The following is a 14,487-nucleotide window of genomic DNA, read 5'->3' on the forward strand; positions in this document are numbered from 1 at the left end:
CACGAGAGCGGAACAGCCAGGCGGAATAAGCCCGGCCGTTCACAGCGTCCTCGCTGTGTATTCTTCAAAGGAACCACGCCCCGGCCATGACGACCGGAGACGGGGTATCAACATATCTGGCGTTGACTTTTGGCACGCTGTTGAGTTCTCAAGGAACGGACGCTTCCTTTGTACTCACCCTCTCGGGCTTTCCTCCGGGCGCTTCCCTTCGGTCTTGCGTTTCCGACTCTATCAGATCCTTTTCCGATCCGATTTCCTCGGTGCTTTCCAGGTTCCCGCTTCCGCGTTTCCCTTTCCGGCGAGTCCGACTCTATCAGATCCTTTCGGGTCCGATTCCCCGTCGGAGGGGGTTGTCTTCCCGGCTGTTGGGCCGTTCCGACGAGTGAGACTTTAGCGGGTTCCCCGCTCCCGACGCTAATCGGGGGCCGCGTTCTTTCGAACGTGGATTCCTCATTCCGCAAATATCCACGCCAAAGACACGACGGCAGAACGACTGATCGTCGAGTATTGGTTGGCCCTGCGGGATGGCTGTCCGGGGACCGACCGGGGTCGGCGCTCACGTCGGACAACTCGGAGAACACTACGTACCGGCTCGGGGTGTGTCAACTCCGGTGCCGGCAGTGCCCAGGAGGCGTAGCCTGACCTGCATGACGACGCGTACGTGCATCCAGCAGTGGTGGGCCGCCTGACGGCGGCCGTGCTCACGTATGCAGACAACGGCCGCCGCCCTCGGCGGCCGTTTCTGTGTCTCCCTCCCGTACTCCGGGGGGCAGCCGGCCGGTGAGGGCGGCGGGCCCGACCTGGAGGAGAGGGAGAGATGACGCGGGTATTCAGCGGGATCAAGCCGACCGGGCATCTGACGCTGGGGAACTACCTGGGAGCCATGCGGCGGTGGGCCACCGCCGACCAGCACCGGGCCGACGCTCTGTTCTGCGTCGTCGATCTGCACGCGCTGACCGTCGACCACGATCCGGCTCGGGTGCGGCGGCTGAGCCGGCAGGCGGCGACGCTGCTGTTGGCGGCAGGGCTGGATCCGGAGCTGTGCACCGTGTTCGTACAGAGTCATGTGGATGAGCACGCGCGGCTGTCGTACGTGCTGGAGTGCGTGGCCACGGACGGCGAGATGCGGCGGATGATCCAGTACAAGGAGAAGGCCGCGCGGGAGCGGGAGCGGGGCGGGAGCGTGCGGCTGTCGCTGCTGACGTACCCCGTGCTGATGGCGGCGGACATCCTGGCGTACGGGACCGACGAGGTGCCGGTCGGGGACGATCAGACGCAGCATGTGGAGCTGGCGCGGGATCTGGCGGTGCGGTTCAACCAGCGGTACGGGCACACGTTCGTGGTGCCTCGGGCCACGCGTCCGGAAGTGGCGGCTCGGGTGATGAACCTGCAGGAGCCGACGTCGAAGATGGGGAAGAGCGACGACGCCGGGCCGGGGATCGTCTATCTGCTCGACGAGCCGGACGTGGTGCGGAAGAAGGTCATGCGCGCGGTGACCGACAGCGGGCGCGAGGTCGTGTACGACCGGGAGCGGCGGCCGGGGCTGGCGAATCTGCTGGAGATCCTCGCGGCGTGCACGGGTGGGAACCCCTCGGCGCTGAGCGGCGTATATGAGTCGTACGGCTCTTTGAAGAAGGACACCGCGGAGGCGGTGGTCGAGGTTCTGAGGCCTGTGCAGGACAGGCACAGGGAACTGTGCGCGGATCCTGGCTTTGTGGAGGGGGTGCTGCGGGATGGCGCGGAGAGGGCGCGGGCGATGGCCCGGCCGACCGTGGATACCGCTTATCGCGCGATCGGGTTGCTGCCGGCGGTGCCCGACAGCGCGGTGAGTGCGGCTCGGTAGGCGGGTGGCGTGCCGCTGCCCCCTGAGGCAGGGGGCAGCGGGCAGCGGGTCGTCAGCTGTTGTTGCCGGAGGCCAGTTCGCGGCTGCGGTCGCGGGCGGCTTCGAGGGCGGCGATGAGGGCGGCTCGTACGCCGTGGTTCTCCAGTTCGCGGATGGCGCTGATGGTCGTGCCCGCGGGGGAGGTGACGTTCTCGCGGAGCTTGACCGGGTGTTCGCCGCTGTCGCGGAGCATGGTGGCGGCACCGATCGCGGACTGGACGATCAGGTCGTGGGCCTTGTCGCGGGGCAGGCCGAGGAGGATGCCGGCGTCCGTCATGGCTTCGACCAGGTAGTAGAAGTACGCCGGACCGGAGCCGGAGAGGGCGGTGCAGGCGTCCTGCTGGGACTCGGGGACGCGGAGTGTCTTGCCGACGGCACCGAAGATCTCCTCGGCGTGGGCGAGGTGGCCGGCCGTGGCGTGGGTGCCGGCGGAGATGACGGACATGGCCTCGTCGACCAGGGCGGGCGTGTTCGTCATGACGCGGACGACCGGGGTGCCGGCGGCGAGGCGCTCCTCGAAGAAGGAGGTGGGGATACCGGCCGCGCCGCTGATGATCAGGCGGTCGGCGGGGACGTGCGGGGCGAGCTCGTCGAGGAGGGTGCCCATGTCCTGCGGCTTGACCGTGAGGATCAGGGTGTCGGCGGTCTTGGCGGCTTCCTGGTTGGTGACCGGGGTGACTCCGTAGCGGGTGCGGAGTTCTTCGGCCCGCTCGGGGCGGCGGGCGGTGACCAGCAGGTCGGCCGGGGCCCAGCCGGCGCGGATCATTCCGCTGAGCAGGGCTTCGCCGATCTTGCCGGTGCCGAGGACTGCGACTTTCTGGGTCATGGCTGGGGTGCCCTCCGGGGGGTGCGTCGTCCGGGTTCATCCTCGCACCGGGGGCGGGCGGGCGGCTCGGGTGTCCGGTGGGCGGGACGTCGGTTGCCGGGTGTCCGTCGCCGGGTGGGTCATGCGGTGCGGCGGCGGAGAGTGGCCGCGCCGAGGCACAGCACCAGGAGGGCGCACCCGGCGACGATCAGGGCGTCGCGTACGAAGTCGGCTGTCATGTCGGTGTGGGTGAGGACCTCGTTCATGCCGTCGACCGCGTAGGACATGGGGAGGACGTCGGAGATGGCCTCCAGGACCGGGTGCATGGCGTCGCGCGGGGTGAAGAGGCCGCAGAGGAGGAGCTGGGGGAAGATCACCGCCGGCATGAACTGGACCGCCTGGAACTCCGAGGCGGCGAAGGCCGACACGAAGAGGCCCAGGGCCGTGCCGAGGAGGGCGTCGAGGAGGGCCACCAGGAGGAGGAGCCAAGGGCTGCCGGTGACGTCCAGGTCGAGGAACCAGACCGCCAGTCCGGTGGCGAGCGCGGACTGGATGATCGCGAGGGCGCCGAAGGCGAGCGCGTAGCCGGCGATGAGGTCGCCCTTGCCGAGGGGCATGGCGAGCAGGCGCTCGAGGGTGCCGGAGGTGCGTTCGCGCAGGGTGGCGATGGAGGTGACCAGGAACATCGTGATCAGGGGGAAGATCCCGAGCAGGGAGGCGCCGATGCTGTCGAAGGTGCGCTGGCTGCCGTCGAAGACGTAACGCAGCAGGAAGAGCATCACGCAGGGGATCAGGATCATCATCGCGATGGTGCGTGGGTCGTGAGTGAGCTGGCGCAGGACGCGGACCGCGGTGGCGGTGGTGCGGGAGACGCTCAGGGCGCGGGGCGGGGCGGGCGTCACCGTCGTGTCCGACGGGCTCGTGCCCCTGTTCACGCTGAGGTTCGTACGGGTGCTCATCGTGCGCTCTCCTTGGTGCGGCCGGCTGCGACGGCCTCGTCGACCAGGTGCAGGAAGGCCGCCTCCACCGTCTCGGAACGGGTGCGGGTGCGCAGGGCGTCCGGGGTGTCGTCGGCGAGGATCTCGCCCTCGCGCATGAGGAGGAGGCGGTGGCAGCGCTCGGCCTCGTCCATGACGTGGGAGGAGATCAGGAGGGTGGCGCCGCGGGAGGCCGCGATCTCGTGGAAGAGGTGCCACAGGTCGCGGCGGAGGACCGGGTCCAGGCCGACGGTCGGTTCGTCGAGGACGAGGAGCTCGGGGGTGCCGAGGAGGGCGACGGCCAGGGAGACGCGGCTGCGCTGGCCGCCGGAGAGGTTGCCGGCGAGGGCGTCGGCGTGGGTGGTCAGGTCGACGTCGGTGATGGCCCGGGTGACGTGCTCGTGGCGGCGGTCCGTGGCCGTGCGGCCCGGGTCGAGGATCGCGGCGAAGTAGTCGAGATTCTGACGGACGGTCAGGTCGACGTAGACGGAGGGAGCTTGGGTGACGTAGCCGATGCGGGTGCGGAGGGTGGGGTGGCCGGCGGGGCTGCCGAGGACATCCAGGGTGCCGGTGACCTTGGCCTGGGTGCCGACGATCGCGCGCATCAAGGTCGACTTGCCGCATCCCGACGGGCCGAGCAGGCCGGTGATCTGGCCGCGCGGCACGGTGAAGTCGAGGCCGCGCAGGACTGTGCGGGGGCCGCGGACCACGGTGAGGCCCTCGGCGCGGACGGCGGGAGCGGGGGTGGGGGCGGGGGCCACGCGAGCGTCGACGGCGTCGGGGGTGCCTGTCGCCTGGGTTGGTCCGTCGCCGGGTGGGCCGGGCGTGTAATTCATCATGCGATGAATAATGCTCCGGTGAGTGGGGGTCGTCAAGCGGGGTGGGCGTTCGGGGGCGGCTGCGTGGTCGACTCGCCTCGCCTTTTACGGCGACGGGTTGGGGAGGCACAGGCCGAGTGCGGGCGTGAGTCGTGACCCCTGCGGGTGGGGTGGCCCGCGCATCTCCCGGTGGACGGTGGACGGTGGCCGGTGGCCGGTGGCACGGGCATGGGTCATGGGGAGGGCACGGGCACGGGTATGGGCCATGGCCGGTGGGGGGGACCGGAGTCGGGGGTGTGGGGTCTGCCTGGCGGTGGAGCGGGGCGTGGGCAGGTGGCGTCGCCGCGCGGCGGATGGCACGGATCAGGGCCGGCGCGGGCCGGGCGGCGGTGCCGGGCAAGGGGTGAGGTGAGGGGTGAGGTGAGGGGTGAGGTGAGGGTGGCGTAGGGGCCGGTGCCGATGTGGGTCAGCGGGTGGTGGCGAGGAGCAGGATGACGTCGTAGACCTCTTCGACGATTCCGTCCGGGAAGGTCTCGAGCAGGTGCCCTCGCTCCTCGGCGAGGAAGGCGGCGCTCTCTTCCTGGCCGTGGACCAGGAAGAGCGAGTGGCTGCCGAGGTTGGCGAGGTGGGTGTCGACCGGGACGCGTCGGCTCCAGCGGACCTCGCGGCGGGCGAAGTCGAGGCCGCCGGCGGGGTCCACGGCGCGGGCGTTGACGTTGCGCTTCTCGGCGGAGATGTCCACGCCGAAGTGGCGGCCGATACGGTCGGCGGCCTCGGAGATCCATGGCACGTCGAGGGCGTCCGTGTTCCACCACAGGGCGAGTGCGCCGCCCGGGCGCAGGACACGGAGGGCCTCCGGGAGCGCCTGGGCGGGGTCGGTCCAGTGCCAGGCCTGCGCGTAGGTGACGAAGTCGACGGAGGCGGTGGTCAGGGGGAGGGCGTTGCCGTTGCCTCTGATGATCGGGATGCCGGGGTGGGCGCGGCGGAACTGGGCCGCCATGCCGTCGCCGGGTTCGACGGCGATCACGTCCGCGCCGCGGGCTTCCAGGAGGGCGGTCGCTATGCCGGTGCCGGCGCCGATGTCCGCGACACGGGCGCGGGTGAGGGGGCGGTCGGCGAGGTCCTCGATCGCGTCGAAGAGGCCGGGTGGGTAGGAGGGACGGCTGGCGGCGTACTGGGCTGCGGCGGCGTTGAAGGAGTGGGCGCGGGTGGTGCGGGAGGAGGCCGTCATAGGGCCATGGTGGCGGGGTGGGTGCGCAGTGGGGTGAGTTTTGGGTGAGAGAGGCGGGACCTATCCGCGGCGGCGCTTCTTCGACGGGTTGCCGGTGCGGCGCGACGTGCGCTTCTGGTGGTGCTTGAGGGCCGCCTCGTACTCCTCGCGGTGGAGTTTCTCGCCGGGGGCCTCGGCGAGGGAACGGAAGAAGTAGGCGAGGAGCGAGCCGACGAAGCCGACGGCCAGCAGGCCGCGGAGGGAGGCCTGGCGGTCGGGGTCGGGGCGGGTGCCGAAACCGTCCCAGGTGTGGCGGAAGGCGAGGGCGCTGCAGACAGCGAACATCGCGACGACCAGGACGTTCACGAAACTGCCGGTGTCGGCGATCCGGAGGCCCTCGTAGGCGAAGCGGAGGACCAGGCAGGAGACGGCTGCGGCGGCCAGGGAGCCGAGGGAGGCCGCGATGCGGCGGGGGGTGTAGCCGTTGTCGTGGTTCACCCAGGTGGTGCCGAAGAGGCGGAGGGGTTCGGGGCGGGGGGCGGTGGGGCCCTCGGGGGTTTCCTGGGTGTTGCCGGTTTCGTCGCTCACGCGTCGATTATGGCTGCGGTCGGGCTGCGGGCTGCGGTCGGCCTGTGCGCTTCGGTCGGCCTGCGGGCTGCGGTCGGCCGGCAGGCTCCGGTCGGCCTGCGGGCTAGCCTGCGGGCTTCGATGGGATTGCGGACCCCGGTCGGCCGGCAGGCTCCGGGTCGGTCCGCAGGCGCCGGTCAGCCCGCAGACTCCGGTGAGTCCGCGGGCTCCGGTGGGGCGGATCAGAACGAACAGCGGGGGCGGACGTAGCCGTCGCTGCCCGTGTTCAGATAGGAGTCCGAAACGAACTCGCCGTCGTCGATGTTGTCCCAGATGTTCGACGTGCCGTACGGACCCGACACCGTGGTGCCCGGCGTCTGGCAGAAGATCGGGACCTGCGCCCCCTCGGGCAGGACACGGACGATGGTGTAGCCGGTACCCGGGCCGCTGCGGACGTTGAGCCGGACGCCCGGCGCGACCGAGTAGTAGCGCACAGCAGTGGCCGCCGTGGTGACGGCTTCCGCCACACCGCTGCCCTCCATGCCCTCCACCTCGTGCACCTCTTGCGCTTGCGCTGCTTGCGCTTCTTGCGCTGCTTGCACTTCTTGTGCTGCTTGTACCTCTTCGACACGGTCAACTGACATGAGAGACCTCCCCCGTTGCACCCCATGGCTGCCATGGGGTCCCGTTGATTCCCCTGAATCACGCGATGAAACACATGTGCGCAACTCGCACACGGAGGCTAGCAAGCCGCCTCTGTCCCGTACGAGTCATCGACTAGGCTCCGTGCGTCGCGCGCGCGGACGAACAGCACGGGGGTGGTCCCATGGCGCCACAGCGCAACGCCGGGGCGGGAGCGGAAGCGGAACTTCCCGAATACGCCGGTCACTACCGTCTCGAAGCATGTCTGGGCTCCGGGGGAATGGGCGTCGTGCACCTGGCGCGGAGCACCTCGGGGATGAAGCTCGCGGTGAAGGTCGTACACGCCCGGTTCGCCAAGGACCCCGAGTTCAGGGGGCGGTTCCGGCAGGAGGTGGCTGCCGCGCGGAAGGTCAGCGGTGCCTTCACCGCGTCCGTCGTGGACGCCGACTCGGAGGCCGAACGGCCCTGGATGGCCACGCTGTTCATTCCCGGGCCGACCCTGTCCGACCATGTGAAGCGGAACGGGGCCATGAGCCCCGACCAGTTGCGCCGCCTGATGGCCGGGCTGGCCGAGGCGCTGCGCGACATCCACCGGGTGGGGGTCGTGCACCGGGATCTGAAGCCGAGCAACGTGCTGCTCGCCGAGGACGGGCCCAAGGTCATCGACTTCGGCATCTCCCGGCCGAAAGACAGCGAACTGCGGACCGAGACGGGGAAGTTGATCGGGACTCCGCCGTTCATGGCGCCCGAGCAGTTCCGGCGGCCGCGGGAGGTGGGCCCCGCCGCCGACCTCTTCGCGCTGGGGTCCGTGATGGTCCACGCGGCCACGGGGCGTGGGCCGTTCGACTCGGACAGTCCGTACGTCGTCGCCTACCAGGTCGTGCACGACGAGCCGGACCTGACCGGCGTACCGGAGAATCTCGCTCCGCTCGTGCTGCGGTGTCTGGCCAAGGAGCCGGAGGACCGGCCCACGCCGGACGAGTTGATGCGGGAACTGCGGTCGGTGGCGGCCTCGTACGACACGCAGGTGTTCATACCGGGGCAGCGGACGGACGACACGTCCCCGAGGGAGTCCCGTACGGAGTGGGAGTCCCGTACGGAGTGGGAGTCCCGTACGGATGAGCCTGGACAGCCCGAGATGCCTGCAGCGCGTCCCAAGGCACGTTCGCGCAGGAGAACGGTGCTCGGGGTCGGCGCCATCGGTCTGGCTTCGGTCGTCGCGTTGCTCGCGGTGCACCTGTTCACCGGTGAGGCAGCGGCGCCGAAGAGCAGTACGCCGCGGACCACGTCGGCCGGGTTCGGCGCGTGGGCGGTGACACCGACGTCCGCGCCGGGCACACCCCAGTGTTCGTACGGTTCGGGCAGGTTGCTCTGCGCCCGGACCGGGCTGGTCTTCGCCCTCGATCCGTCCGACGGTCAGCTGGTGTGGCGGCGCTCCGTCGCCGAGACGCAGAGAGCCGAACCACCGGTCGTGGCGGGCGGCCTGGTGCAGTCCTCGCTGGGTCAAGGGCGTCGCCTGGAGGCGCTCGATCCCGCCTCGGGCGCCTCGCGTTGGCAGCAGCGCGTGCCCGTGTACACCGGGCTGGAGACCGCCGGGGGCATGCTGCTGCTCACTGGTGCGGACGGCACGGTCACCGGGATGGACGGCGCTTCGGGCGACACGAAGTGGAGCCGCCGGATACCGGGGCACAAGGCGCCGTACTTCACCTCCTTCGCCGCAGACACGCTGGCGTACACGGCGAGCGTCTCGGCGGGCGGGTCGAGCACGCGGGTCACCGCCGTGGACCCGGGCACGGGTGACGTGCGGTGGGACGCACGGCTGCAAGGGGCGCTGAAGCCCGTCGGCGCCGCGGACGGGTCGGTGTTCTTCACTGCCGTCGACGCGGTCTACGGAGCCGCGGAGGCCGTTGTCCGTTACACCCCGGGCAGCGGGGCGTCCCGGCGGGTGCGGCTGCCCGTCTCCCTGGAGCAGCCGCACGCCACCGTGCACGGGGACGTCGTCTACCTCACGGGTACCGGTGGATCGCTGGTGGCCGTCGACATGGCCGCCCAGCAGCAGCGGTGGACCCTGGAGACAGCTGTGTCTCGGAGCTCCGCTCCGGTCACCGACGGGCGGCATGTGTACGTCACGGCCCCTGATGGGCGACTGCTCGCCGTGGACGCCCGCGACGGCAAGCTCCTCGGGCAGACGCCTCCGCGGCTCGGCACGAACTCGGAGGCGATCGCGGCCGCTCTGCCCGAACCCATCCTCACGAACAACCGCGTCTATGCCAGCGCCCCCGACGGCACCGTCTTCGCCGTCGACGGACGCGATCCGTCGGGCTGGTAGAGCGACGGCGGCACCCGGTGGCGGCAGCACCCCGTGGGGCGGCAACACCCGGTGGGGCGGCAGCACCCGGTGGGGCGGCGACGAAAGAAGAGGCCGCCTCCGAGAGACGGCCCCTCTCATGAACCTTCGGCCGGGCCTGCCGGCCTCAGTCCCGCTCGCTCACGTCAGCCCCGAGCCTGCCAGCCAGCCTGCCTGCCTGCCAACCTCAGCCCAGCCTGCTCACGTCGCGGACCGCGCCCTTGTCCGCGCTGGTGGCCATCGCCGCGTAGGCGCGCAGTGCCGCCGACACCTTGCGCTCGCGGTTCTTCGGTGCGTAGACGCCGTTCAGGGCCTGGTCGCGGCGGGCGAGTTCGGCCTCGTCCACCAGCAGGTCGATCGTGCGGTTCGGGATGTCGATGCGGATGCGGTCGCCGTCCTCGACGAGGGCGATGGTGCCGCCGGAGGCCGCCTCGGGGGACGCGTGGCCGATGGACAGGCCCGACGTGCCGCCGGAGAAACGGCCGTCCGTGATCAGGGCGCAGGTCTTGCCGAGCCCGCGGCCCTTGAGGAAGGACGTCGGGTAGAGCATCTCCTGCATGCCGGGGCCGCCCCTGGGGCCCTCGTAGCGGATGACGACGACATCGCCGTCCGTGATCTGCTTGTTGAGGATCTTCTCGACGGCCTGCTCCTGCGACTCGCAGACGACCGCCGGACCCTCGAAGGTCCAGATGGACTCGTCGACACCGGCCGTCTTCACCACGCAGCCGTCGACCGCCAGGTTGCCCTTGAGGACGGCCAGGCCGCCGTCCTTGGAGTACGCGTGCTCGGCGCTGCGGATGCAGCCGCCCTCGGCGTCGTCGTCCAGGGCCTCCCAGCGCTCGGACTGGGAGAAGGCCTCCGCCGAGCGCACGCAGCCGGGGGCCGCGTGCCACAGCTCGACCGCCTCGGGCGACGGGGAGCCGCCGCGGACGTCCCACGTCTTCAGCCAGTCCGCGAGGGACGGGCTGTGGACGGAGTGCACGTCCTCGTTCAGCAGACCGGCGCGGTGCAGCTCGCCGAGGAGGGCGGGGATGCCGCCGGCGCGGTGCACGTCCTCCATGTAGTACGTACGGTCCTTGGCGACGTTCGGGGCGACCTTGGCGAGGCAGGGCACGCGGCGCGAGACGTCGTTGATCTCCTCCAGGCCGAACGGGACGCCCGCCTCCTGGGCCGCGGCCAGCAGGTGCAGGATCGTGTTCGTCGAGCCGCCCATCGCGATGTCCAGGGCCATGGCGTTCTCGAAGGCGGCGAAGGTGGCGACGTTGCGGGGCAGGACCGTCTCGTCGTCCTGCTCGTAGTAGCGCCGGGTGATGTCCATGACCGTGCGGGCGGCGTCGACGTACAGCTGCTTGCGGGCCGTGTGCGTGGCGAGGACCGAGCCGTTGCCGGGCAGGGAGAGGCCGATGGCCTCGGTCAGGCAGTTCATCGAGTTGGCGGTGAACATGCCGGAACAGCTGCCGCAGGTCGGACAGGCGTTCTCCTCGATACGGAGGATGTCCTCGTCCGAGATCTTGTCGTTCACGGCGTCGGAGATCGCGTCGACCAGGTCGAGCGTGCGGACCGTGCCGTCGACGAGCGTGGCGCGGCCGGACTCCATCGGGCCGCCGGAGACGAAGACCGCCGGGATGTTCAGGCGCAGGGCCGCCATCAGCATGCCGGGCGTGATCTTGTCGCAGTTCGAGATGCAGACCAGGGCGTCGGCGCAGTGGGCCTCGACCATGTACTCGACCGAGTCCGCGATCAGGTCGCGGGACGGGAGGCTGTACAGCATGCCGCCGTGGCCCATCGCGATGCCGTCGTCGACGGCGATCGTGTTGAACTCGCGCGGGATGCCTCCGGCGGCGGTGATGGCCTCGCTCACGATGCGGCCGACCGGCTGGAGGTGGGTGTGACCCGGCACGAACTCGGTGAAGCTGTTGGCGACCGCGATGATCGGCTTGCGGCCGATGTCCGCACCGGGTACACCGGAGGCGCGCATAAGGGCGCGTGCGCCCGCCATGTTGCGGCCGTGGGTGACTGTGCGGGACCTCAGCTCGGGCATCGTCGCTCGCTCCTTCAAGACTGTGATCTCTGGCGGATCCCCAGAGATCTCAAGACTGCGATCAGAGACTTCTGACTGGTATCGAGCGTACGCCGGTCATCCAGGTGGCGGACACATCGTCCGCAATGCGGGATACCTGTCTCAATCTGTCGCAGGCCGGACCGCTCGCCGGTCGGCGGGCCGGGGGCGGTCCCGGTGACCGCCCGCTCGCCGGTCGGCGTTCTGGGGGCGGTCCCGGTCACCGAGTGAGGGCCCGGTGACAGTGAGGGCCGGTGGCCGGGTCAGGGCCCGGTCAGGTGCCCCTGCACCACCGGCGCCAGCCGCGCGATGATCTGCTCCACGTCCACCGACGCCAGCGGCTCCACCTTGATCACGTACCGGAGCATCGCCGTCCCCACCAGCTGCGCCGCCGCCAGCTCGGCGCGCAGCTCCGCGTCCGGCAGGTCCAGCTGGACGGCGATCCGGCGCATCAGCTGGGAGGCGACCAGGCGGCGGAAGACGGCGGCCGCCGTCTCGTTGTTCACCGCCGAGCGGACGATCGCGAGGAGCGGCGTACGGGTGGCCGGGTTCTCCCAGATGCCGAGGACGAAGCGGGTCAGACGCTCGCCGACGGTGTCCATGGGACCGTCGGCGACCGCGTCCGGCGCGCTCAGCGCGGGCGCGAAGGCGACCGTGATCGCCGCTTCGAAGACCTGTTCCTTGGTGCCGAAGTAATGGTGGACCAGAGCCGGGTCCACCCCGGCCGCCTTGGCGATGCCGCGCACGGACGCCTTGTCGTAACCCCGCTCGGAGAACTCCTCGCGGGCCGCGGTCAGGATGCGGTCGCGGGTGCCGGCCGATTCCGTACGAGGGGGGCGGCCCCGCTTCCGCGCGGTGACGTCGCTCACGGCCGGGAGCCTCTGCCAGGCATGCTCAACACCGGGACGCGTTCTCCGGGCAGGCCTGCCGCGGGCCCGCCTTCTCCGGACACGCCTCCTCCAGGCACGCCGCCTCCAGGCACGCCGTCTCCGGCCACGCCTTCTCCAGGCCCTCTCATCGCCGGGTCACCTTCGCCGCCGAGGCCAGGTGCAGGCGGGTGAAGGCGAGGGCCTCGGCCAGGTCGGCCTCGCGTTCGGCGCCGGACATGGCGCGGCGGGTGTTGACCTCGATGACGACATGGCCGTCGAACCCGGTCAGGGCCAGCCGCTCCAGCAGTTCCGCGCAGGGCTGGGTGCCGCGGCCGGGAACGAGGTGCTCGTCCTTCGCCGACCCCCTGCCGTCGGCGAGGTGGACGTGGCCGAGCCGGTCTCCCATGCGGTCGACCATCTGGATCGCGTCCGAGCGGGCCGTCGCGGTGTGGCTGAGATCGATCGTGAAGTGCCGGTAGTCGTCCTTCGTGACGTCCCAGTCGGGCGCGTAGGCGAGCATCTCGCGGTCGCGGTAGCGCCAGGGGTACATGTTCTCGACGGCGAACCGTACGTCCGTCTCGTTCGCCATGCGCCAGATCCCGCTGACGAAGTCGCGGGCGTACTGGCGCTGCCAGCGGAACGGCGGGTGCACGACGACCGTCGACGCGCCGAGCTTCTCGGCGGCCGCCCGGGCGCGCTGGAGCTTGGTCCAGGGGTCGGTGGACCACACGCGCTGGGTGATGAGCAGGCAGGGAGCGTGCACGGCGAGGATCGGGATGCCGTGGTAGTCGCTGAGTCTGCGCAGCGCCTCGATGTCCTGGCTGACGGGGTCGGTCCACACCATGACCTCGACGCCGTCGTACCCGAGGCGCGCGGCGATCTCGAAGGCCGTCGCCGTCGACTCCGGGTAGACGGAGGCCGTCGACAGGGCGACCTTCGCATCCGGGATGCGCACGACTGGCTCTGCCATGGGGGACAGATTACGGGGTGCGCCTGGGTGGGTGCGGGGTCCCTCTTCGCCGTTGTGGTGTTCGCCACGGCGGGTGCGGGTGGTACGGGGCGATCACGCGGTTCCGCGCGCCCCTCACGGAACGCTCCGCCCACCCATGCCAACCGGCACACGACCGCACCGACCCGCGCGTAACCCGACGCGGCACTACAGGGGCCCGTCCATGACCCGACGCGGCACTACAGGCACCCGTCCATGAGCCAACCCACCCCTACACGGTCCCGCACATGACCCGACCCACCCCCACACGGTCCCGCACATGACCCGACCCACCCCGACCCACCCCTACACCGACCCCATGTGATCCAGCCGCCGCAGGATCACGCCCTCCCGCAGCGCCCATGGGCAGATCTCCACGCTCTCCACACCGAACAGGTCCATCGCGCCCTCCGCCACCAGGGCGCCCGCCAGGAGCTGGTTGGCGCGGCCCTCGGAGACGCCGGGGAGTTCGGCGCGCTGGGCGGTGGTCATGCCCGCGAGCCGGGGGACCCAGGCCTCCAGGGACTCGCGCTTGAGCTCGCGCTGGACGTGCAGGCCCTCGGTGGAACGGGCGGCGCCGGCGAGGCGGGCGAGCTGCTTGAACGTCTTGGACGTGGCGACCACGTGGTCGGGAGTGCCGAAGCGGGCGAACTCGCCCACCGTGCGGGCGATCTGGGCGCGGACATGACGCCGCAGGGTCCGTATCGCCTCGGGATCCGGGGGGTCCCCGGGGAGCCAGCCCGCGGTGAGGCGCCCCGCGCCGAGCGGCAGCGACACCGCCGCGTCCGGTTCCTCGTCCATGCCGTACGCGATCTCCAGGGAACCGCCGCCGATGTCCAGGACCAGCAGTTTCCCGGCCGACCAGCCGAACCAGCGGCGGGCGGCGAGGAAGGTGAGCCGGGCCTCCTCGGCGCCGGCGAGGACCTGGAGGTCGACGCCGGTCTCGGCCTGCACGCGCGCGAGGACGTCGTCGGCGTTGCTGGCCTCGCGCACGGCGGAGGTCGCGAACGGCAGCAGGTCCTCGACGCCCTTGTCCTCGGCAGCTTGGAGCACCTCCTGGATGACCCCGACGAGCTTGTCGACCCCTTCGGGGCCTATCGCCCCGCCGTCGTCGAGGAGTTGGGCGAGGCGCAGCTCCGCCTTGTGCGAGTGCGCGGGCAGCGGGCACGCCCCCGGGTGTGCGTCCACCACCAGCAGATGCACCGTGTTCGATCCCACGTCGAGGACACCGAGTCTCATGTACGGAACGCTACTGCCCGCGGAGCCGTGAGCTGCCCCGGGAGCCGCCCCCGCCACTGTGCCTGGACCGGCCTCGGGCGACTT

Annotated in this window: 12 protein-coding genes; 2 read left to right on the forward strand and 10 right to left on the reverse strand. The window is 70.9% G+C overall.

The features are described 5' to 3' along the window. Positions 1-817: 817 nt before the first annotated feature. The gene (trpS, locus tag ACWD0J_RS03055) at positions 818-1,843 is read left to right on the forward strand and encodes a tryptophan--tRNA ligase (protein ID WP_451493971.1); all 1,026 of its coding nucleotides are present in this window, start codon (positions 818-820) and stop codon (positions 1,841-1,843) included. Positions 1,844-1,895: 52 nt separating this feature from the next. On the opposite strand, the gene proC is transcribed toward trpS, so the two are convergent. From proC to ACWD0J_RS03085, 6 genes are all read right to left on the reverse strand, one after another. Continuing rightward, entirely contained in the window at positions 1,896-2,708 is an 813-nt protein-coding gene (proC, locus tag ACWD0J_RS03060) for a pyrroline-5-carboxylate reductase (protein ID WP_451493972.1), read from the reverse strand. A gap of 119 nt (positions 2,709-2,827) precedes the next feature. Continuing rightward, positions 2,828-3,646 carry an ABC transporter permease gene (locus ACWD0J_RS03065; RefSeq protein WP_451493973.1) on the reverse strand — a complete coding sequence of 273 codons (819 nt, stop codon included), beginning with the start codon at positions 3,644-3,646 and terminating at the stop codon, positions 2,828-2,830. Continuing rightward, positions 3,643-4,503: an ABC transporter ATP-binding protein gene (locus ACWD0J_RS03070; RefSeq protein WP_451493974.1), complete on the reverse strand. Its 861-nt coding sequence runs from the start codon at positions 4,501-4,503 to the stop codon at positions 3,643-3,645. Before ACWD0J_RS03070 ends, ACWD0J_RS03065 begins: the two co-directional genes overlap by 4 nt. Before the next feature lie 445 nt (positions 4,504-4,948). Beyond that, positions 4,949-5,713 carry a class I SAM-dependent methyltransferase gene (locus ACWD0J_RS03075; RefSeq protein ID WP_451493975.1) on the reverse strand — a complete coding sequence of 255 codons (765 nt, stop codon included), beginning with the start codon at positions 5,711-5,713 and terminating at the stop codon, positions 4,949-4,951. Between the two features lie 60 nt (positions 5,714-5,773). Continuing rightward, a complete protein-coding gene (locus tag ACWD0J_RS03080; RefSeq protein WP_451493976.1) occupies positions 5,774-6,280 on the reverse strand; it encodes an EamA/RhaT family transporter in 507 nt (168 codons plus the stop codon). 221 nt (positions 6,281-6,501) lie between these two features. After that, positions 6,502-6,801, reverse strand: a complete 300-nt coding sequence (locus tag ACWD0J_RS03085) for an SH3 domain-containing protein (protein ID WP_451493977.1) — start codon at positions 6,799-6,801, stop codon at positions 6,502-6,504. Between the two features lie 284 nt (positions 6,802-7,085). Between ACWD0J_RS03085 and ACWD0J_RS03090 the strand changes: the two genes are divergently transcribed. After that, positions 7,086-9,230, forward strand: coding sequence for a protein kinase domain-containing protein (locus ACWD0J_RS03090; RefSeq protein ID WP_451493978.1), 2,145 nt, complete (start codon positions 7,086-7,088; stop codon positions 9,228-9,230). Positions 9,231-9,435: 205 nt separating this feature from the next. Here ACWD0J_RS03090 and ilvD read toward each other — a convergent pair whose 3' ends face one another. The 4 genes from ilvD to ACWD0J_RS03110 form a co-directional block, all read right to left on the reverse strand. Further along, the gene (gene ilvD, locus ACWD0J_RS03095; RefSeq protein WP_451493979.1) at positions 9,436-11,289 is read right to left on the reverse strand and encodes a dihydroxy-acid dehydratase; all 1,854 of its coding nucleotides are present in this window, start codon (positions 11,287-11,289) and stop codon (positions 9,436-9,438) included. A gap of 281 nt (positions 11,290-11,570) precedes the next feature. Next, positions 11,571-12,176 carry a TetR/AcrR family transcriptional regulator gene (locus tag ACWD0J_RS03100; protein ID WP_451493980.1) on the reverse strand — a complete coding sequence of 202 codons (606 nt, stop codon included), beginning with the start codon at positions 12,174-12,176 and terminating at the stop codon, positions 11,571-11,573. A 145-nt stretch (positions 12,177-12,321) separates the two neighbouring features. Then, the gene (locus ACWD0J_RS03105; RefSeq protein ID WP_451493981.1) at positions 12,322-13,146 is read right to left on the reverse strand and encodes a sugar phosphate isomerase/epimerase family protein; all 825 of its coding nucleotides are present in this window, start codon (positions 13,144-13,146) and stop codon (positions 12,322-12,324) included. Between the two features lie 324 nt (positions 13,147-13,470). Then, a complete protein-coding gene (locus ACWD0J_RS03110) occupies positions 13,471-14,403 on the reverse strand; it encodes a Ppx/GppA phosphatase family protein (protein WP_451493982.1) in 933 nt (310 codons plus the stop codon). Positions 14,404-14,487: the final 84 nt, after the last annotated feature.

The sequence above is a fragment of the Streptomyces sp. NPDC003011 genome, from assembly GCF_053591515.1.